The sequence below is a fragment of the Haloparvum alkalitolerans genome, assembly GCF_050122995.1.
Lineage (GTDB): Archaea > Halobacteriota > Halobacteria > Halobacteriales > Haloferacaceae > Haloparvum > Haloparvum alkalitolerans.
Window position 1 is genome coordinate 337191 of sequence record NZ_JBNLIA010000002.1, and the last position, 18820, is coordinate 356010.

17 protein-coding genes are annotated in these 18820 nt (G+C 72.3%); 11 read left to right on the forward strand and 6 right to left on the reverse strand.

Translation table 11 applies throughout. The features are described 5' to 3' along the window. The first annotated feature begins 24 nt into the window (after nucleotides 1-24). The 5 genes from lrpA1 (at nucleotide 25) to ACQE3L_RS03480 (ending at nucleotide 7088) form a co-directional block, all read left to right on the forward strand. Complete coding sequence (gene lrpA1 / locus ACQE3L_RS03460) at nucleotides 25-453, forward strand: HTH-type transcriptional regulator LrpA1 (RefSeq protein ID WP_426962390.1); 429 nt, start codon at nucleotides 25-27, stop codon at nucleotides 451-453. 133 nt (nucleotides 454-586) lie between these two features. Further along, the gene (locus ACQE3L_RS03465) at nucleotides 587-2077 is read left to right on the forward strand and encodes a DNA polymerase Y family protein (RefSeq protein ID WP_426962391.1); all 1491 of its coding nucleotides are present in this window, start codon (nucleotides 587-589) and stop codon (nucleotides 2075-2077) included. 36 nt (nucleotides 2078-2113) lie between these two features. After that, on the forward strand, nucleotides 2114-3721 hold the full coding sequence (locus tag ACQE3L_RS03470; protein ID WP_426962392.1) for a hypothetical protein: 1608 nt from the start codon (nucleotides 2114-2116) through the stop codon (nucleotides 3719-3721). A gap of 87 nt (nucleotides 3722-3808) precedes the next feature. Continuing rightward, entirely contained in the window at nucleotides 3809-5866 is a 2058-nt protein-coding gene (locus ACQE3L_RS03475) for an ATP-binding protein (protein WP_426962393.1), read from the forward strand. 97 nt (nucleotides 5867-5963) lie between these two features. Beyond that, entirely contained in the window at nucleotides 5964-7088 is a 1125-nt protein-coding gene (locus ACQE3L_RS03480; RefSeq protein WP_426962394.1) for a DUF2891 domain-containing protein, read from the forward strand. 571 nt (nucleotides 7089-7659) lie between these two features. On the opposite strand, the gene tpiA is transcribed toward ACQE3L_RS03480, so the two are convergent. Beyond that, a complete protein-coding gene (gene tpiA, locus ACQE3L_RS03485) occupies nucleotides 7660-8310 on the reverse strand; it encodes a triose-phosphate isomerase (protein ID WP_426962395.1) in 651 nt (216 codons plus the stop codon). A gap of 155 nt (nucleotides 8311-8465) precedes the next feature. Between tpiA and ACQE3L_RS03490 the strand changes: the two genes are divergently transcribed. Beyond that, complete coding sequence (locus tag ACQE3L_RS03490) at nucleotides 8466-9206, forward strand: DICT sensory domain-containing protein (protein ID WP_426962396.1); 741 nt, start codon at nucleotides 8466-8468, stop codon at nucleotides 9204-9206. 48 nt (nucleotides 9207-9254) lie between these two features. On the opposite strand, the gene ACQE3L_RS03495 is transcribed toward ACQE3L_RS03490, so the two are convergent. After that, nucleotides 9255-9776: a multiprotein bridging factor aMBF1 gene (locus ACQE3L_RS03495; protein ID WP_426962397.1), complete on the reverse strand. Its 522-nt coding sequence runs from the start codon at nucleotides 9774-9776 to the stop codon at nucleotides 9255-9257. Nucleotides 9777-9894: 118 nt separating this feature from the next. Between ACQE3L_RS03495 and aroA the strand changes: the two genes are divergently transcribed. Both aroA and ACQE3L_RS03505 read left to right on the forward strand, forming a co-directional pair. Continuing rightward, complete coding sequence (gene aroA, locus ACQE3L_RS03500; RefSeq protein WP_426962398.1) at nucleotides 9895-11250, forward strand: 3-phosphoshikimate 1-carboxyvinyltransferase; 1356 nt, start codon at nucleotides 9895-9897, stop codon at nucleotides 11248-11250. A 59-nt stretch (nucleotides 11251-11309) separates the two neighbouring features. Next, nucleotides 11310-11585 (forward strand): pro-sigmaK processing inhibitor BofA family protein, encoded by a 276-nt coding sequence (locus tag ACQE3L_RS03505; protein WP_426962399.1) that lies wholly within the window; start codon nucleotides 11310-11312, stop codon nucleotides 11583-11585. A 56-nt stretch (nucleotides 11586-11641) separates the two neighbouring features. On the opposite strand, the gene ACQE3L_RS03510 is transcribed toward ACQE3L_RS03505, so the two are convergent. Continuing rightward, a complete protein-coding gene (locus ACQE3L_RS03510) occupies nucleotides 11642-11881 on the reverse strand; it encodes a hypothetical protein (protein WP_426962400.1) in 240 nt (79 codons plus the stop codon). Between the two features lie 157 nt (nucleotides 11882-12038). Between ACQE3L_RS03510 and pyk the strand changes: the two genes are divergently transcribed. Then, nucleotides 12039-13796 carry a pyruvate kinase gene (gene pyk, locus ACQE3L_RS03515; RefSeq protein ID WP_426962401.1) on the forward strand — a complete coding sequence of 586 codons (1758 nt, stop codon included), beginning with the start codon at nucleotides 12039-12041 and terminating at the stop codon, nucleotides 13794-13796. 93 nt (nucleotides 13797-13889) lie between these two features. Beyond that, nucleotides 13890-14120, forward strand: coding sequence for a DUF7312 domain-containing protein (locus ACQE3L_RS03520; RefSeq protein WP_058365631.1), 231 nt, complete (start codon nucleotides 13890-13892; stop codon nucleotides 14118-14120). 64 nt (nucleotides 14121-14184) lie between these two features. Here ACQE3L_RS03520 and truD read toward each other — a convergent pair whose 3' ends face one another. Together truD and pth2 are read right to left on the reverse strand one after the other, a co-directional pair. After that, a complete protein-coding gene (gene truD, locus ACQE3L_RS03525; RefSeq protein WP_426962402.1) occupies nucleotides 14185-15573 on the reverse strand; it encodes a tRNA pseudouridine(13) synthase TruD in 1389 nt (462 codons plus the stop codon). Beyond that, entirely contained in the window at nucleotides 15573-15911 is a 339-nt protein-coding gene (gene pth2 / locus ACQE3L_RS03530) for a peptidyl-tRNA hydrolase Pth2 (protein ID WP_426962403.1), read from the reverse strand. The genes truD and pth2 overlap by 1 nt, the downstream gene beginning before the upstream one ends. A 138-nt stretch (nucleotides 15912-16049) precedes the next feature. Between pth2 and ACQE3L_RS03535 the strand changes: the two genes are divergently transcribed. Continuing rightward, the gene (locus ACQE3L_RS03535) at nucleotides 16050-16829 is read left to right on the forward strand and encodes a YIP1 family protein (protein WP_426962404.1); all 780 of its coding nucleotides are present in this window, start codon (nucleotides 16050-16052) and stop codon (nucleotides 16827-16829) included. Nucleotides 16830-16910: 81 nt separating this feature from the next. On the opposite strand, the gene ACQE3L_RS03540 is transcribed toward ACQE3L_RS03535, so the two are convergent. Continuing rightward, on the reverse strand, nucleotides 16911-18512 hold the full coding sequence (locus tag ACQE3L_RS03540; RefSeq protein ID WP_426962416.1) for a 2-isopropylmalate synthase: 1602 nt from the start codon (nucleotides 18510-18512) through the stop codon (nucleotides 16911-16913). Nucleotides 18513-18820: the final 308 nt, after the last annotated feature.

An 18820-nucleotide genomic window follows, 5' to 3' on the forward strand; every position in this document is an offset into this window, starting at 1 on the left:
TTCCGTGGCGACAAAGTTCCAGGCATGAGTACCGTGTCGACGGAGGAGCGCATCCTCTCCGTGTTGGAGCAGGACGCTCAGGCCTCCTACGCCGAGATAGCCGACCGCGCGGACGTCTCGAAGCCGACCGTTCGCAAGTACATCCGCAAGTTGGAAGAGGAGGGCGTCATCGTCGGATACTCGGCCGACGTCGACCCCAAGAAGCTCTCCGGGCAGTCCATCGCGCTGGTGGGGATGGACGTGGACAGCGGCCAGTACGTCGAAGCGACGCGCGCGATCAAGGACCTCGAGGAGGTGGAAGCGCTGTACACCTCCTCGGGCGACCACATGCTGATGGCGGAGGTCCGTGCGGGTGACGGCGACGAACTCGGCGACGTGATAAGCGAGAAACTGTTGACCATCGACGGCGTCACCGCCGCGCATCCCTCTTTCCTCCAGGAACGACTGAAGTAGAAGCGGCGACCGACTCGGCGGCGTCCCGGTCGGCTCGGCGCGGCCCGACTAACCGGGCCGACTCGACGCGGCCCGCGCCACTTCCGCCGCGGGAGGCTGGCGTTTATGTCCGCGGCCCGCGGACGCTCTCACGATGGACGGCGGGACGCTCCCCGGCGCGACCGACGACGCGAACGACGACGCCGAGCGCGTGGTCCTCCACGTCGACATGGACTGCTTTTACGCCTCCTGTGAGCGCCTGCGGGACGAGGACCTCCGCGGCGAGCCGGTCGTGGTCGGGATGGGGTACGAGCCCGGCGAGACCATCGGCGCGGTCGCGACCGCGAGCTACGAGGCGCGCGCGTTCGACGTGAACAGCGCCGACCCCATCTCGAAGGCGCTCCGGAACCTCCCGCGCCGCGCCGACGCGGACCCCGACGATCCGGACGCGCCCGACCCCGAGGAGACCGCCCACTACCGTCCCGTCGACATGGCGTTCTACAAGTCGATCGCGGCGGACGTGAAGGAAGTGCTCCACGACTGCGCCGAGGTCGTCCGCGAGGTGAGCGTCGACGAGGCGTACCTCGACGTGACCGGGCGCACGTCGTGGGACGCCGCTGGGGCCGGGGCGGCCGAGGCGGGCGCCGAGTCCGGAGCGGCCGCCGATCCGTCGGCGAGCGCCGCGGCCGGCCCGGCCGAGCGCCGCACGCTCGCGGAGGGGTACGCCCGGTACGTCCGCGACCGCATCGAGCGCGAGGCGGGCGTCCCCGCCAGCGTCGGCGTCGCGCCCAACATGTCCGCCGCGAAGATCGCCAGCGACTTCGACAAGCCCGAGGGGTTGGTCGTGGTTCCGCCCGGCCGCGTCCGGGAGTTTCTGGCACCGCTGCCAACCGAGGAGGTCCACGGCGTCGGGCCGGTCACCGCACGGACGCTCGCGGACATGGGCATCGAGACCGCGGGGGACCTGGCGGCCGCCGACCCCGCCGATCTGGAGGCCGAACTCGGCGAGCGCGGCCGCGAGCTCCACGAGCGCGCCCGCGGCGAGGACGACCGCGAAGTGACGCCAACAGGGCTCCCCAAGAGCCTCTCGCGGGAGTCCTCGCTGCCGCCGACCGACGACGCGGAGACGAAACGCGAGCGCGTGCGGGCGCTCGCGGCGGACGTCGCCCGGCGCGCCCGCGAGCGGGAGTGTCTATACCGGACCATCGGCGTGAAGGTCGTCACGCCGCCGTACGACGTGAACACCAGAGCCCGGAGCCTCCCCGGCCCGGTCGACGACCCCGAGTTGGTCGAGGAGGTGGCACTGGACCTGCTCGAGGAGTTCGCGGACGAGAAGGCCCGGAAGCTCGGCGTTCGCGTCTCGAAGCTCGACTTCGCCGAGAGCGACCAGTCGACGCTCGGCGGGTTCGAAGGGAACGCGGCCAGCGACGACGAGAACGCCGGCGGCGAGGACGACGCCCCCGACGATGTCCAAGACGACGTCCCCCACGAGCCACCCGGCGAGGCGATAACCGACTGGGTCGGTCGCGAACCGGGAGCCGAAGAGGGGACGAACGACGCGGACGACGCGGACGGAGCGGGCGGGACGCGCGCCGCTCGGAACCGCGAGGGGCAGGCCTCGCTCGGGGAGTTCGACGCCGAGTGACCGCCGCTTAAGTGAACTCCCCGCGAGCCGGAGGGTATGCCCGCCCTCCGCCCTCCCCTCTCCGCCGCGCTGAACGACGCGCGGCTGGTCGCCGCCGCGACCGCGGTAACGCTGGTCGAGGCCGTTCTCAGGATTGCGGTCGCCGTGCTGTTCACTCCGCTTCTCGCCATAGCCGTGCCGCCAGTGGTCGCGGCCGTCGGCCTCGCCGCGGTCACGCCGCGGTGTCTTCCGGACGACGGCCGAAGCACACGCGCAGACGCCCCCGGAACCGGGAGCGTCCGCAACCGACTCCCCCGACTGCTCGCGGTGGCCGTCGTCGGTCACGCCGCCGCGTTCGTCGGCGGGATCGCGCTGTTCGTCCTCGTCGATACCCCCGCGAAGGCCGCGGTCTACTGGCTGGGTCGCGGCGACGCGCTCGGGATCGGCTGGCTCGTCGCGTGGCCCACCGTCGGGCTCGCCGCCGGGACGTTCCTCGCGTGGAGCACCGTCGCGGGCGCGGTGACGGCGAGCGTGCTCGGGGCGGCCGCGGAGGTCGAGAACTCGCCGATCCGCGGAGCCGTCGAGGGCGTCGCGCTCGCGGTCGTCCGCGCGTTCGCCGCCCCTCGATCGCTCGCGGTCGCCGCCGGCTGTCACCTCGTTCCCGTCGCGCTCGCGCTGTCGGCGGCGGCGACGGTGCTCGTCCTCGGTTCGCCCCGAGGTCCCGACGCGGTCGGGGTCGCGCTGATGGCCGGCGTCTCGGTCGGCGCCGTCGCGCTGATCGGGCTCTCCCTCGCGTTCCTGACCGCGCTCCACGCGCAGTGGTGGACGCCGGAGGACGAGGGCGGAGGGGCGGCCGCGACCGACCGCGACCTCCCGGTCCGGCGCGTCGCGCTCGCCCTGCTCGTCGCCTCGGCGCTGGTGGTCGGCGCGGGCGCCGTGCGCGTCACCGAGACGCGACCCGCCGACACGGCGCCCGACCCGCTCCCCGAGGACCCCGACGCGCTGTACGCGACCGCCTTGGCCAACACCGAGCGCGCGAGCCACGACTACCGCGTCGCGGTCGAGGGGGACGACGAACCCTTCGTCGTCGGCCACCGGATCGACCGCGCGGACAGGCGCTACCGGCAGTACCTCCGCGGCGAGGCCGTCGGGCCCGAGGTGTACGCCTCGACCGGCGTCGGGTCGCCCCCGCCGCGGACGGGGGTCGCCGCCTACGCGCTCGGGTCGCGGACCGCGCCGGAGACCGAGCAGTCGGTCGCCGCGCTCCCCGCCTTCGTCTACTGGGACGTCACCTACGAGTGGCGCGCGAGCGGGCTGAACCCGCCCACGGCGGTCGAAGGGTGGGAGGTGGTCGAGCGCGACGCGGACCGCGTCGTCTTAGAGCTCACCGACCCCGCGGCGGTCTACCGCGCCGCGCAGGGGCGGTCCCCAGACGCGGTCCGGAACGTCTCCGCCTCCCGGATCCGCGCCACGGTCGACCGCGACCGCGGCACGCTCCGCGCGGTCGACGTGCGCCTGAACGCGACGGTCGTCCACGGCGACGACGCGCGGCGGTACGACGCGACGACGAGCCACGAGTTCGCGGTCGACGTGAGCGTCGAGCGGCCCGCCGAACTCGGTCCGCCGCGTCCCGGCGAGTTGGTCTGGCGGCTGCTGGTGTACTGACCCGACATCCTCCCCTCGACACGCTCGTCAGACGCACGTCGGACGCGGTGGGAAGGTCTTTGAGGCCCGGCGGGCGTCTGTAGGGTAATGAGCGACGAGGAGACGATCCACGTCGCGGACGTGAGCGACGGAAGGGGAGGTGCCGGGGTCGAGCCCGGAACGCCCGTCGAGGTCCCCGTCGTCGAGATCCTCACGGGCCGCGGCTTCATCACGGGGAAGTCCGGGTCCGGGAAGTCGAACACGGCGTCGGTGTTCATCGAGAGCCTGCTGGACAACAACTTCCCTGTGTTGATCGTGGACTCAGACGGGGAGTATTACGGTCTGAAGGAGGAGTACGAAATCCTCCACGCGGGCGCGGACGAGGAGTGCGACATCGTCGTCTCGCCGGAACACGCCGAGAAGATCGCCTCGCTGGCGCTCGAACAGAACGTCCCCATCATCCTCGACGTGTCGGGCTACTTGGAGGAGGACACCGCGAACGAGCTCCTGCTGGAGGTGGTCAAACACCTCTTCGCGAAGGAGAAGAAGCTCAAGAAGCCCTTCCTGCTCGTTCTGGAGGAGTGCCACGAGTACATCCCGGAGGGCGGCGGGATGGACGAGACGGGCAAGATGCTGATCAAGGTCGGGAAGCGCGGCCGCAAGCACGGCCTCGGCATCGTCGGCATCAGCCAGCGCCCCGCGGACGTCAAGAAGGACTTCATCACGCAATGCGACTGGCTGACGTGGCACCGGCTGACGTGGGACAACGACACGAAGGTCGTGAGCCGGATCCTCGGGTCGACGTACGCCGACGAGATCGAGGACATGGACGACGGCGAGGCGTTCATGATGACCGACTGGGACGAGTCGATCCGCCGGATCCAGTTCCACCGCAAGCAGACGTTTGACGCGGGCGCGACCCCGGGGCTCGACGACTTCGAGCGGCCGGAACTGAAGTCCGTCTCCGGCGACCTCGTCTCGGAGCTGGAGACCATCGCCGACGAGAAGGAGCGCCACGAGTCCGAGATGGCCGACCTCCGGCAGGAGCTCGACAAGAAGCGCCAGCGCATCAACCAGCTGGAACGCGAGCTGGAGGACGCCCGCGACATGTCGAACATGGCGGACAAGTTCGCGCAGGCGCTGCTCCAGAAGGCGGAGGCGCCGTACCGCGGCGGTGACGCCTCGAACGGCGCCGCGCCGGGCGGCCGCGACCAGTCGGCGCTCGACGACTACGACGCGGAGGCCGAGGCGTCCGCCGACGCTGCCGACGACACGGCGCCCGCCGACGCCGCCGAGGGCCGGGAGGCGGCGGACGGCGGGAAAGCGGCGGCCGGCGCGGCCGACGCCGCCGACGCAGGTGCGCCCGAGCCGGACGCCGAGGAGCCGCCGACCGACGTGGACCCGGTGAGCCGCGACGCGGTCGCGGAAGGGGCGCTCCGGTTCGACGCGGCGATGGAGCACGGCACGCGCGAGGCGGTCATCGAGGAGCTCCGCGAGCGGATCGCGGGCCTCCCGGAGCTGTCGGTGGCGATGCTGCGCCACTACCGCCGCGAGGGCGAGAGCGAGCCCCTCGCGGCCCACATCGACGCGGGCGGCAACGGCGACGCCGAGCACGCCTACGCCCGTCACCGCCCGATCCGTCGCTCCGGCCTGATCAGACACGCCGGCCGCGGGAGCTACGAGTACGCGGTCCCGGCCCTGATCCGCGAGGCGTACGCCGACCGCCTCTCCGAGGACGAGGTGGCGGCGATGGTCGCGGAGGTCGAGGAGGCGTTCGTCCCGCCGGGCGAGCGGCGCGACGCCCCGGAGGCGGACATCGGGACCCCCAGCGCGGTCGAGGACGCTCCCCGTGCCGGCGCGGCCGATGCGTCTGATGCGGCCGATGCGGCCGGTGGCTCCGAGCACGAGGGCGCCGGAAGCGAGGGGACGGACGAGGCCCCCGAGTCGGAGGACGGTCCGCGCCCGACGAGCGGTGACGAGGCCGAGGGCTCCCGGTCGGGGCTCAGCGATGCCGCGAAGCGCTTCGCCCGAACCCGATCGGACGGGCGCGCAGCCGACGACGGCGGAAGCGAAGCCGGAGCGACGGATGACGGAAACGAACCGGACGCAGCCAACGACGAACCGGACGCGGTCGACGACGAGGACGTGGAGATCCTCGACTCCTGATCGGTCGCGAGATCCGGTCACAGGTACGGCCCGTATCCGTGTGACCCGCCTCCACGCTACCGACCGATTGAAGCCTCGCGAGCGACGCCGTCGACGCATGAACACGCCGGACTCGCTGGCGGACGCCGACGCCGAAGCGCTGCTCGCCGGGCGGAGCGACTGGGTGGACGCGGCGGTCGCCTCGCGACTGACCGAGCACCCACTGGAGAGCGTCGACACCGAGTACCCGCACTACGTCGGCGCGGTCGAGGGGCCGGCGGGACCGACGCCCCCGAGCGAGCAGCACCCCGTCTTCTACGGCTGCTTCGACTGGCACTCCGCGGTCCACAGCCACTGGGCGCTGGTCCGCGCGTTGCGGCTGTTCCCCGACCATCCCGACGCGGCCGCGGTCCGCGAGCGCGTGGGCGCGCGGCTGACGCCCGAGAACGTCGCCGCGGAGGTCGCTCACTTCGAGGAACACGACTCCTTCGAGAAGCCCTACGGCTGGGGATGGCTGTTGCGCCTCGCCGCGGAGCTACACCTGTGGGCCGAGGAAGCGGACGGAGAGGGCCGCGAGACGGCCGCGGCATGGCGCGAGACCCTCCGTCCGCTGGAGGACCGGATCGCGGAACTCGTCGCGTCGGAGTTCCTCGCGCAGGAGCGGCCGTTCCGCGTCGGGACCCACGACAACTCCGCGTTCGCGCTGGCGTGCGTGCTCGACTACGCGCGGACGGTCGGGCGCGAGGGGTTGGCGGCCGAGGCGGCCGACACCGCGCGCCGGTTCTACGCGGACGACGCGGACTGGCCGCTCGGCTACGAGCCGCTCGGCTGGGACTTCCTCTCGCCGGGGCTGACCGAGGCCGACCTGATGCGCCGCGTGCTCCCGCCGGCGGAGTTCGAGACGTGGCTCGACGGCTTCCTCCCGGATCTGACCGCGCCGCCGAACGACGAGATCCTCGATCCGGTGCCGGTCGACCCCGACTCGGCAGACGGGGTCGCGCTCCACCTCGTCGGACTGAACGTCGCGACGGCGTGGTCGCTGGCGGGGATCGCTGACGCGCTCGGCGACGACCACCGGCACGCGGACCGCCTCCGAGAAAGCGCCGGCCGGCACGCGACCTACGGGGTCGACCGCGCGTTCACGGACGACTACGCGGGCGCGCACTGGCTCTCGTCGTTCGTGCTCTTCCTGATCACGCGCGAGGAGGGCGGAATCGCGCCGACGCCCTGGGGCGGAGACTGATAGTCCGCCGCGGACACAGTGAGAGGCCGATCACGGTTTTCCCTCCAGTGATCGCGGCGATGCTGAGGTACTGATGCGGTCGGCGCGCGCGAGAAACGCGCGCGAGGGAGGTCGCGGGCCGGCCGCCTGCTGTGCGGTTCGCGGCCGGCCCGCGGCCGAGGCTGGGGAGGCGTGAGGCTGCGGTGCGGTCGCAGTGCGGGGTGGGACTGAAAGGGGCAGTCGGCTCGATCCGGCCCCGGCGCCGCAAGCACCGCAGCGGGCGTTGCGGAGAGCGAGGAGCGCAGCGCGTGTCGCGGCCGGTCGAGCCAGCTGGGGCTTTCGAGGTGTTGCTGGCAGGAGCAGCAGGACCAACAGCAGTTACAAAAGCCTCGTACGGAGAGCCGGTGGGGCTTTCGAGGTTGCTGTCCAGATCAGCAGGATCAACAGCAGATCCAGATCAGTATGAGGGAGCGCCGACAGAGGCTTTCGAACTGGAGGGCACCCACGCGATCCGCCCGTCCTCGTCACGGGTTGTCACAGAAGGTCCGAGAACGTCCGTAGCCACCCTGATCTCGCGACCCGGGCGACGTGCCTACTCCGCGTACGGCCACGTGAGGTCGCGCAGCACCGCCTCGGGGTCGTCGGCCTTCGCGACGCCCGACGCCAGCAGGACGCCCTCGGCGCCGAGCTCGCCCGCCGCGCTCACGTCGTCGCCGGTGGAGACGCCGGCGCCGCAGTAGAGGTCCACCGCGGGGTCGACCGCCTCGACGGCGGCGACGGCGTCCTCGACGATGCCGGGGTCCGCGGTCGCGACCGAGTCGTCGCCGCCGATGAGTTCGGGCGGCTCCACGGCGACCGCGTCGGGACCGAGCGCGGCGGCCGCGCCGGACTGGGCCGGGTTGTTCGCACAGACGACCGTCTCCAGGTCCGCGCGGTCGGCGGCCTCGAGCGCGGCGTCGATGTCCGCCAGTTTGAGGCGGCGCTCGGAGTGGTTGATCAGCGTGCCGACCGCGCCGTTCTCCGCGACCGCCTCCGCGAGCGTCGACCCGGTGTGGGAGCCGTGGGCGTTCGGCGAGACGTGCTGGGCCCACGTCTCGACGCCCGTCTCCGCGACGCGGGCCAGGTCCGCGGCCTGCGGGGAGACGGCGACGCGGACGCCGGTCTCCTCGGCCACGTCGCGGGCGGCGGTCGCGACGGCGACTGGGTCACAGGGATACGCCTTCAGGTTGACCAGAACGAACATACGCGAACGCGGGGCCGGGCGGGCAAATAGCTTCATGTGTCGGCGAGTTCCCCGTCGAGGTGTCCGAGCGGTCCGCCGGCGTTCCGACCGTGCACGTCTTTCGCACGACCGACCATAACCACATATACGTCGCGTGCCAACGACTGACAACGAACATGTCCCTCCCCGAACTCATCGCGGGCGTCGAGGCCCACCGCGCGACGCTGACGGTCTACCACGCCCCAGAGGCGGTCCGCGCGGAACTCGCCGAACGGTTCGCCGACCGCAACGTCGAGGTCGCCCACAGCGGCGTCACCGGCGGCGACGAGACGGGGTTCGCGCTGTTGCGGCGCGACGGGGAGGTGATCAGCGCGACGCCGCTTGCCGACCTGCTGGGCGACCCGGAGGCGACGACGCCGAGCTTCGACCGGCGGTCGTACCGCGCGGTGCTCGACCACCTCGACGAGACGCTGTTCACCTCCTTCTCGACGGCGCGGATGGTCGCCGCTTCCCGGGAGATCGAGGACCGCGCGTGGCGCCGCGGTGAGGGGACGCTCAGCGCGGGCTTCCAGACGCTCGACGTGTTCGCCGACCAGACCGACGTGTACGAGACGCTCGGGAGCGAGAAGGCGCTCGACGTGCACGCGTACGCCGCGCCCGAGGGCGAGGTGCCGGACTGCGACGGCGTGACGCTTCACGTCGAGCGCGCGCCGGAGGTCCGCGACTCGTGGTTCGTCGCCTACGACGGGAACGGCCGCGACGCGGACAAGTGCCTGCTGCTCGCGGAGGAACGGCAGCCCGGCCGGTTCTACGGGTTCTGGAGCTACGACCCGGCCACCGTCGACTACGTCTTCGACCACCTCGCGGACGCGTACGGACGCGTCGACGCGGACGGCGAGCCGGACGCGGTCGCCTAATGTCGCCGGAACCCGGGGTAGTCGTCCGAGCCGAGAAAAGCGGCGCCGTCAGTCCTTCCGCTTGACCACGTCGCCGAGCGTCATCGTCGAGCTGTCGCCGGAGTCCCACTCCTCGTCGACGTCGCCGCCCTCGATGAGCGAGATGTCGAGGGTCGACTCCAGCTTCTTTCGCACGTCGTCCGGCGGGAGGATGTCCCCGCGCTCGAGCTTGCGGATGATGCTCGCCTTGAGGTTGAGGTCGTTCGCGAGCTCCTCCTGGCTCTGACCGCGGCTCTCGCGCGCCTTGCGGATGCGGTCGTCGTAGTCGGCGGCGACCTCGTCCATCTCGTCGAACATGTCGCGGCGCCGGCTCGACGATCCGGAGGAGCCGGACGACCCCGACGATCCGCCGCTCGACGATTTGCCGGAGCTCGAGGAGGTGGAGTACTTGCTCGTGGATCCGGAGGTGGACTCCTGGCGGACCTCCGTGCCGAAGTCCGTACAGGAGTCACAAAGCTCCAGTTCGGCGCCTTCGACCTTCGTCGTCGTCAGCGAGGCCTGTTCGGCGCCACACATCTCACACTGGGGCATGAACGAAGCTAGCGGAGCCGAGCGTATAAAGGGTCCGCCGTCGCGGCGCCTCCCCGCCGCGGTCGGCGAGACGCCCCGGGTTCGGTACGCTGATACTTCCGGCGACACACCGGGAGATATGGACGTTCACGTGACCCCCTCGGACGTGCGCGGGACCGTGCGGGCCCCGCCGTCGAAGAGCTACACCCACCGCGCGATCCTCGCGGCGGGCTACAGCGACGGCGCGCTGGTGCGCTCGCCGCTCGTCAGCGCCGACACGAAGGCGACCGCCCGCGCAGTCGAGCGGTTCGGTGGCGACGTGACGCGGGACCGCGAGCGCGACACCTTCGACGTGGCGGGGTTCGGCGGCCGCCCCGCCGTCCCCGGCGACGTGATCGACTGCGCCAACTCCGGGACGACGATGCGGCTGGTGACCGGCGCGGCGTCGCTCGCGGACGGCGGCACGGTGTTGACCGGGGACGACTCGCTCCGCTCGCGGCCGCAGGGCCCGCTCCTGTCGGCGCTGTCGGAGTTGGACGCGCGGGCCGAGTCGACGCGCGGAAACGGACAGGCGCCGCTGGTCGTGTTCGGCCCCGTCGAGGGCGGCGAGGTCGCGATCCCCGGCGACATCTCCTCGCAGTACATCACCAGCCTGCTCATGGCCGGCGCGGTCACCGAGACGGGTCTCGACGTGGAGCTGACGACGGAGCTGAAGTCGGCGCCGTACGTCGACATCACGCTGGAGGTGCTGGAGGCGTTCGGCGTCACCGCGGAGCCGGTCGGTAGCGACACCGCTGAGGGGGCCGAGGGATTCCGCGTCGCGGGCGGTCAGCGCTACGAACCCACAGACGGCGAGTACACGGTCCCGGGCGACTTCTCCTCCATCTCCTACCTCGTCGCGGCCGGCGCGGTCGCGGCCGCGGACGACGGCGAGGTCGTCGTGCGCGGCGCGTTCCCGAGCGCGCAGGGCGACTCCGCGATCATCGACGTGCTCGACCGCATGGGCGCCGACATCGAGTGGAGAAAAGGCGACGGCGCGGTCGTCGTGCGGCGCTCGGACCTCTCCGGCGTCGAGGTCGACGTGGGCGACACTCCCGACCTCCTGCCCACCATCGCGGTGCTGGGTGCCGTCGCCGAGGGCGACACCCGGATCGTCAACTGCGAGCACGTCCGGCTGAAGGAGACCGACCGCGTGGCCGCGATGGCGGCGGAACTGGAGCGGATGGGCGCGTCGGTCACCGAGGAGCGAGACACGCTGACGGTCCACGGCTCCGAGAGCGACCTGACGGGGGCGACCGTGGACGGCCGCGGGGACCACCGGATCGTGATGGCGCTCACCGTCGCCGGGCTGGCCGCGGACGGCGAGACCACCGTGGCCGGCGGCGAGCACGTCGCCGTCTCGTTCCCGACCTTCTTCGAGACGATGTACGACCTCGGCGCGCGCATCGACCGCGAGGCGGACGGCACGGACGCGGACGGCGAAGCCGACGGCTAACCGCGGACTCGCCGCCGTGCCGCCAGAAAAGCTTTCACGGCGAGCGGAGAAGGCCCGGCATGGTTACACCCGTCGAGATCGGACTGCTCGCGGCCGCGCTGATCGGCCTGTTCGTGGCGTTCAAGCTGCTGAAAGCCGTGAAGGGGCTGGCCGTCAACGCCATCGTCGGCGTGGTCATCCTCTTCGTCGCCAACCTCGCCGGGCTCGGCGTACAGATCTCGTGGCTGTCCGTGCTGGTCTGTGCGATCGCCGGCGTTCCGGGCGCGGTGCTAGTCATCATCCTCTCGTACCTCGACGTCGCCTTCGTGGCCGGGATGCTGACGCCCGTGCTGTAGCCGTTTCCGGCCACGGTTCGGCGAAAACGCCGACGCGAAACGGCGGAGCCGGACCGCTACTCGCCGAGGTCCACGTCGACGCGGACGTACTCCTCGGTCACTTCCTCGACCTGCTCGGGGGCGATCGCGTGACCGTCCACGTCCGGAGGCGAGAGCGCCGCCTCCATGCGTGAGGCGACGCCCGTCTCCGGCGAGAGGCGGGCGTAGCCGTCCTCGATCGACGAGATGCGTCCCACGTCCTCCCCGTGGACGTCCACGACGTGCTTGCCGACAGCGTCCTGTCTGAACTCGCGCATGCGTCACTCGTGTGGACGCCATCCCGTAAAGCGCTGTGGCCGCACCGGTCCGAGCCGAGGCCCCGCGTCGACCCGGAACCGGGCGACCCTCACGAACGTTAACTCGGGAGCGACTCCATCGTGGGGCTTTTTGCGGCCGTCCGACGAATCGAGGGGTATGCGAAACGCCAAGATCGTCTGTACGCTGGGTCCGGCGTCGGACGACCGGGCCACGATCCGCGCGCTCGCGGACGCCGGCATGTCGGTCGCCCGCCTCAACGCCAGCCACGGCACTACCGAACACCGTGAGGAGGTGATCGACCGCGTACGGGCGGTCGACGGCGCGACCGTCGACCCGCTCGCGGTCATGGTCGACCTGCAGGGGCCGGAGGTCCGCACCGCGGAGATCGACGAGCCGATCCGACTGGAGGCCGACTCCGAGGTGCGGTTCCACGAGGGCGCCACCGCGACGCCGACCGCGGTCGGGCTCACTCACTCCATCGCGGCCGCCGAGCCGGGCGACACGGTGCTGCTCGACGACGGCCGCATCGAGGCGACCGTGGAGCGCGTCGAGGGCGCGGACGTGATCGCCCGCATCGACTCCGGTGGAAAACTCGGCTCCCGAAAGGGCGTCAACCTGCCGGGCGTCGCCATCGACGTGGACCTGATCACCCCCTCCGACGAGGCCGAACTGGACCTGGCCGCCCGCGCGGAGGCGGACTTCGTGGCCGCCTCGTTCGTGCGCGACGCCGAAGACGTCTACCGGATCGCCGACGGGCTGGAGGAACGCGGCGCCGAGGACATCCCCGTCATCGCGAAGATCGAACGCGCGGGCGCGGTCGACAACCTGGAGGGGATCGTCGACGCCGCCGACGGCGTGATGGTCGCACGCGGCGACCTCGGCGTGGAGTGTCCACTGGAGGACGTTCCCGTCATTCAAAAGCGGATCATCCGAACCTGCGTCAACGCGGGCGTCCCGGTGATCACCGCGACCGAGATGCTCGACTCGATGGTCCACTCCCGCCGGCCGACGCGCGCGGAGGCGTCCGACGTGGCCAACGCCGTCCTCGACGGCACCGACGCCGTGATGCTGTCCGGCGAGACGGCGATCGGCGACGACCCCGTCAACGTCGTGGAGACGATGGACCGGATCGTCCGCGAGATCGAGGGCAGCGACGAGTACGCCGAGACGCGGGAACAGCGCGTCCCGACCGCCGACGAGGGCTCGCGGACGGAGGCGCTCGCGCGGTCGGCGCGCTACCTCGCGCGGGACATCGGCGCGGACGCGGTCGTCGCCGTCTCCGAGTCCGGCTTCACCGCCCGCAAGACGGCGATGTTCCGCCCGGCGGTGCCGGTCGTCGCCACGACGCCGAACGACCGCGTTCGCCGTCAGCTCGCGCTCTCGTGGGGAGTCCGACCGAAGTACACCGACTACGCCGAGGACATGGAACGCGTCCTCGACAACGCCGTCGACGCGGCGCTGGAGGCCGGCGCCGCCGAGTCCGGGGACACGCTCGTCGTGCTCTCCGGCATGATGACGGAACTGGAGGGGACCAACACGACGAACACGCTGAAGGTCCACGTCGCCGCCGAGACGCTCGCCTCCGGGAAGGCCGTGGTCGCGGGCCACGTCGCGGCGCCGATCGCGCGCACCGACGACGGCGACCTCGACGCAGTCCCGGACGGCTCGATCGTCGCGCTCGACGCCGCTTTCGAGGGCGAGTTCTCCGGCGACCTCTCCGGGCTGGCCGGCATCATCGACGCCCGCGAAGGGATGACCGGCTATCCCGCGGTCGTCGCCCGCGAGCTCGGCATCCCGATGATCTCCGGCGCGGCGCTCCCGCCGACGGTCGCGGACGGCGACGTGGTCACCGTGGACGGCGAGCGCGGCGTCGTCTACGACGGCGACGTGACCGCCGAAGGGCGACACAGGTAGGCTGCAGCCGCCACGCAGGGAGGCGACCCCCGCGCGTTTTCGAACCACGGGGAGCCCGCCAACCATTTATCGGACGGTCGACTACGTCCGTTCATGAGTCGCAGCGACGACCCCGTCGGCGACGCGGCCGACGCGGACGCGGCCGACGACGAGGGCGGCGACTGGCGCTTCTCGATCGACGAGGTGGGGCCGGACGGCGTCGTCGAGGAGACGAGTCCCGGCGACGAGCCGATCGAACCGGAGTCCATCGTCCCGGAGCACGCCGTGTTCGTCGCGCTCGGGGTCCTGCTCGCGGTCGGCGTCGTGGTCGTCGGCGTGCTGTAGCGCGGTCGAACGGGCGCGTTTTCTGTAACCCGGTCGTCCCAGACCGATTTCTGTAACGCGGTCGCTACAGGTCGAGCGGCCCGCTCTTGAGAAACTCCCGCAGCAGCACCGTCGCGTAGCAGCCGCTCGGGAGCGCGAACGAGAAGGTGAGGTCGTCGTCGACGGAGAGGTCCGTCTTCACGAGGATCGCTCGCCGCGTCCCGGTCGAGCCGAACTCGCCCGGGAGGTCGAAGTCGGCCGGCTCGACTCCCGCCTCAGCGAGCACCTCGCGCTCGATCTCGCCGGGTTCGCCGTCCGCGAGTTCGGTCTCGGTGCCGACCAGCGGCGCGGTGACGAACGCGCGGTCGCGGCGGCAGTGTCGCTCCACGATGGAGACGCGCGATTCGGAGACGCGCTGGAGTCGGTCGGTGTCAGGCGCGTACAGCTCCGCGGGGGCGTCCGTATCGGAGAAGCACGCCACGTCGCCGGCGACCGGCGCGCCGAAGGGGAGCCCCCGCCGCAGCCGCTCGCTGAGGATGCGGTTGAAGAGGGCGGACTGCGCCGCGTTGACGAACAGCCGCTGGAGGTTCGAGGGGACCGCTTCGAGCGCCTCGCGCCACGCCGCGTCCGGCGCGTCCGCGGGCGCGTCCGCCTCCGCGAGCCGGTGGAGCATGCCGCGCTCGAACCGAAGCTTGCCCGGCATCGCCTCGAGGCAGGCGTCCCAGTCGGGGGCGTCGCTCGCGAACTGCTCGTCGACGAGCGCCCGCGCCTCGCGGGTGTCCGTCGGCTCGCTCTCGTGGGGGTTGCCCGCGTACAGCCTGACCGCCTCGCGCCAGTCGCCGCGGACGACCGCGAGGCCCACCTCGTGGGTGACGGGGCGCCGACTGCCGAAGCGCTGCTGGCCGAAGTAGTTGGGGACGCCGACCGGGTCGTCGGGGTCGGGCGGCGTCCCCTCGTCAGCGTTCCCCGCTCCCGCCGCGAACGCGCGGAGGGCCGCGGCGATCTCCGCGGCGCGCTCGCGGGCGTCGGGGGCGGCGTCGCGGACTCGGATCTCGAAGGCGTTGCCAGCCAAATCGCCGAAGGTGAGCGCGCGTCCCGCGCGGCCGAGGACCTCGATGTCGGCGTCGCGGACCTCGGGGAGGTCCTCGGGGGCGGCGTCGCGGACGGAGATCAACTGGGTCGTGACCGCGCGCTTGTCCTTCGTGCCCGCCCACGAGACGCGCTCGCGGCTGATCCCCATCGCGTCCGAGAGGCGGCGGACGAAGTCGTTCGTGTCCCAGTCGCGGAGCGTGACCCGACAGACGAGGTGGGGGTACGCGCCCGTGGGCGCCTCGAGGGGCTCGACCGAGAACGCCTCCAGTTCGCGGACGCGGAAGTCCTCGGGGCTGGTGCGGAGACGCCCCCCGATGCCGTCCGCGTCGCTGACGTAGTGGTCGATGCCGACCGCGCGCTCGACCGGGTGGGCCTCGCGCATCAGTACAGCGGGAGGTCCCCGGTGACGCGGTCGATCAGGTCGTCACTGGCCGGCCCGACCGCGAGCGCGGAGACGGTGCCCGGCTCCAGCTCGGTGTGGCCGGCGTCGCGGACGATCGCGTAGGGGATCCCCTCCTTGTCCGCCCTGTCCGCGAGCTCGAACAGCTGCGACTCGGAGTCGCCGCGCAGGACGACCTTCTTCTGTCCCTCGCCCTGCCACTTCTTGCGCGTCCGGCGGCCGGCGTCCTGGAACGCCGACAGCGAGGCGTGGGCGACCTGCGCGGCGAGTTTGCCCTCGCCCATTCCCAGGTCCGCGCGAGCGACGATGGCCTGCTTCATACTCGCTCTCTGCGTGGCCGCGGCTTTAGGTGTGGCTACTCGGGGCGCGTGGCCGCGCCAGCGGGCGGGGACGGGCGCCGCCGAACCCCGGCCCAGCCGGACGAAAAACCCTTGCCGGCGCGCCGAGAGGCGTCGCCCGTGCCCTCCACGTTCGCCCGCTTGCGCGCCGCCCTCGGCCGCGCCGCGACCGCCCCGCACCGCTTCTTCGACCGCCGCTCGCCGTCGCTCGGGACCGCGGTCGTCGTCGTCCTCGCGGTCGCGGTCTGCGTGAGCCTCGGAATCGTCGCCCTCGGCGCCGTCTTCGACGCGACGATCGACGCGACCGTCACCGTCGAGAACCCCGACCGCCCGCCGGAGTGGGTCTGCGAGCAGCACGGCACCGACGGTGGCGGCGATGGAACCGACGGCGGAACCGCGACCGACGGCCCCTTCGCGTCGAGCTGCGAGGAGCCCGAGTACGTCGACGTCGACGCCGGCGCCGAGCTCCGCGACGCGGTCGGCGGGTACGTCCACTACGGCTTCCTCGGCGTCCTGCTCTGGTGGGTGTTCTCGGCCGGCGTGTTCCACGCCGCCGCGCGGTTCGCGGGCGGGAGCGCCCGGTTCGGCGCCTCGCTGACCGCGGCCGCGTGGGCGCTCGTGCCGGAGTTGCTCCGCATGGGCGCCGCGCTCGCCCTCCTGTACGGCGCGTTGCGCTCGGCGACCGTCTCCGCTGCCGGCATGGAGGCGCTCGCGGACGACGTGCTCGCCGCCCTCGCTACGGTCGAGCCCTGGCTCGTCGTCGCCTCGCTCCTGACCGTCGCGCTGGAGTGGTGGATCCTCGCGGCCGCCGGCGAGTCGTTCCACGACCTCTCCCGGTCGAGCGCCGCCGTCGCGGCCGCGATGCCGGCCGGGTTCTCCCTGATCGCGGCGCTGATCTAAACCGGCGCGAGAAGAGCCGCTTTCGCCGGGTCGTTCCGGCCGGATACCGACCCGCGGTCCGGGCAGCGGCGTCCGGAGGGGTCAGTCGGCGGCGGCCGTCCGCTCGTCCACCGGCGCGTCCGCGAGGCGGTCGAGCGCGTCGACCATCGCGGCGACGCTGGCGCGGGTGATGTCCGCGTCGGAGGCCTCGACGGAGACCGAGCGGTCGCCGTGGGAGAGGTCGACCGCGACCGTCACGACCGCGTCCGTCCCGCCGGTGATGGCGTCGACGTGGTAGGCGTCGAGGTCGAACGCGGCCAGGTCGCCGTCATCCGGAAGCGCGGTCCTGACCGCCTCGACCGCGGCGTCGACCGGGCCGGCGCCCGTGCCGGAGGCGACGCGCTCGTCGTCGCCGACGCGCAGGCGGACGGAGGCGGTCGGGAGGCCGGAGCCGGAGGTGGCCGAGAGGTCCACCAGTTCGACGTGGCGGTCGCGGTCGCGGCCCTGCACGTCCTCGGCGATGGCCAGCAGGTCCGCGTCGGTGACGCGCTTGCCGCGGTCGCCGAGGTCCTTCACGCGCTCGACGACGGCGTCGAGTTCGTCGTCCGTCGCCTCGACGCCGTGCTCCGAGAGCGCGGCGCTGACGCCCGCGCGTCCGGCGTGCTTGCCGAGGACGAGCCGTCGCTCGCGCCCCACCGTCTCGGGCGGGTACGGCTCGTACATCGCCCCGTCCTTGAGCGTGCCGTCGGTGTGGATGCCCGACTCGTGAGCGAAGGCGTTGGCGCCGCAGACCGCCTTGTTCGGCGGGAGCGCGACGCCGGTGGCGTCCGCCACCGCCCGGCAGAGGTCGTAGAGCCCGGTCAGGTCCACCGTCTCCACGTCGTAGACGCGGTCGAGCGCGACCGCGACCTCCTCCAACGCGACGTTGCCGGCGCGCTCGCCGACGCCGTTGACGGTGGCGTGGACGGTGTCCGCGCCCGCTCGGAGGCCGGCGTGGACGTTCGTCATGCCGAAGCCGAGGTCGTCGTGCGTGTGGAGGCTCGTCGGGCCCAGTTCCGCCAGCCGCGAGACGACCTCGCGGGTGCGCTCCGGGCCGGCCGCGCCCACGGTGTCGCAGTAGCAGACGCGGTCGGCGCCGGCGTCGAGCCCCGCGCCCATCAGGCGTTCGAGGTAGTCCAGGTCGGCGCGGGAGCCGTCCTCGCCGAGCACCTCGACCCAGAGGCCGTGGTCCTTCGCGTACGCCACGAGGTCGGCGGTGCGCTCGACGACCGCGTCGCGGTCGCTGCCCACCTTCGTCTCGACGTGTCTGTCGGAGGCGGGGACGACGAGGTTGATGCCGTCGACGCCGCAGTCGAGCGCGCTGTCCACGTCGGCGCGGACGCCGCGGGCGAAGCTCGTCACGGTGGCGTCGAGGCCCGCGTTCGCCACGCGGCGGATCCCCTCGCGCTCGCCCTCGGAGGTGCACGCGGAGCCGGCCTCCACGAGCGGGACGCCCGCGGCGTCGAGGTCGCGGGCGAGGTCGAGTTTCTCCGACGGCGTCAGCGAGACGCCCGGCATCTGCTCGCCGTCGCGCAGCGTCGTGTCCAGCAGCTGGACGCCCTCGCTGTGTACGGCCTCGGAGAAAACTGTCGTTACGTCGGTCGGGTCGCGGGCGCCGTCGTCGCGACGCGCGCGGTCGTCGTCACCGGAGAATTTCGCGGCCAGCCGCCGTGTGGCGACTTCCTCTATCCTCCGAATGACTGGAAACGTCTCGGGTCATTCGTACTCGTGTGGTTGTGACACGCACGGATAAGTTCGCGGGTCGGGACAGATATAGCGACGGCCGGCGAGGAGGGAGATTTCGGTCGGACCGAACTCCCGGCGCGGAGCTGTTGCGGTCGGCGCGCGAGGAACGCGCGCGAGGTCGCCAGCGCGCTACTGCACGCTGGCTGCTCGAAAATCTCCGATTTTCGGTGGAGGCGGCGGCGCGGCCGCCTGCGGTGTCTCCGGCGCGCCACTGCACGCCGGAGGCC

Bases quoted from the DNA above. Each gene is read 5' to 3' on its own strand.
- lrpA1 (WP_426962390.1), top strand. From the start codon at position 25: ATGAGTACCGTGTCGACGGAGGAGCGCATCCTCTCCGTGTTGGAGCAG.
- ACQE3L_RS03465 (WP_426962391.1), top strand. From the start codon at position 587: ATGGACGGCGGGACGCTCCCCGGCGCGACCGACGACGCGAACGACGAC.
- ACQE3L_RS03470 (WP_426962392.1), top strand. From the start codon at position 2,114: ATGCCCGCCCTCCGCCCTCCCCTCTCCGCCGCGCTGAACGACGCGCGG.
- ACQE3L_RS03475 (WP_426962393.1), top strand. From the start codon at position 3,809: ATGAGCGACGAGGAGACGATCCACGTCGCGGACGTGAGCGACGGAAGG.
- ACQE3L_RS03480 (WP_426962394.1), top strand. From the start codon at position 5,964: ATGAACACGCCGGACTCGCTGGCGGACGCCGACGCCGAAGCGCTGCTC.
- tpiA (WP_426962395.1), bottom strand. From the start codon at position 8,310: ATGTTCGTTCTGGTCAACCTGAAGGCGTATCCCTGTGACCCAGTCGCC.
- ACQE3L_RS03490 (WP_426962396.1), top strand. From the start codon at position 8,466: ATGTCCCTCCCCGAACTCATCGCGGGCGTCGAGGCCCACCGCGCGACG.
- ACQE3L_RS03495 (WP_426962397.1), bottom strand. From the start codon at position 9,776: ATGCCCCAGTGTGAGATGTGTGGCGCCGAACAGGCCTCGCTGACGACG.
- aroA (WP_426962398.1), top strand. From the start codon at position 9,895: ATGGACGTTCACGTGACCCCCTCGGACGTGCGCGGGACCGTGCGGGCC.
- ACQE3L_RS03505 (WP_426962399.1), top strand. From the start codon at position 11,310: ATGGTTACACCCGTCGAGATCGGACTGCTCGCGGCCGCGCTGATCGGC.
- ACQE3L_RS03510 (WP_426962400.1), bottom strand. From the start codon at position 11,881: ATGCGCGAGTTCAGACAGGACGCTGTCGGCAAGCACGTCGTGGACGTC.
- pyk (WP_426962401.1), top strand. From the start codon at position 12,039: ATGCGAAACGCCAAGATCGTCTGTACGCTGGGTCCGGCGTCGGACGAC.
- ACQE3L_RS03520 (WP_058365631.1), top strand. From the start codon at position 13,890: ATGAGTCGCAGCGACGACCCCGTCGGCGACGCGGCCGACGCGGACGCG.
- truD (WP_426962402.1), bottom strand. From the start codon at position 15,573: ATGCGCGAGGCCCACCCGGTCGAGCGCGCGGTCGGCATCGACCACTAC.
- pth2 (WP_426962403.1), bottom strand. From the start codon at position 15,911: ATGAAGCAGGCCATCGTCGCTCGCGCGGACCTGGGAATGGGCGAGGGC.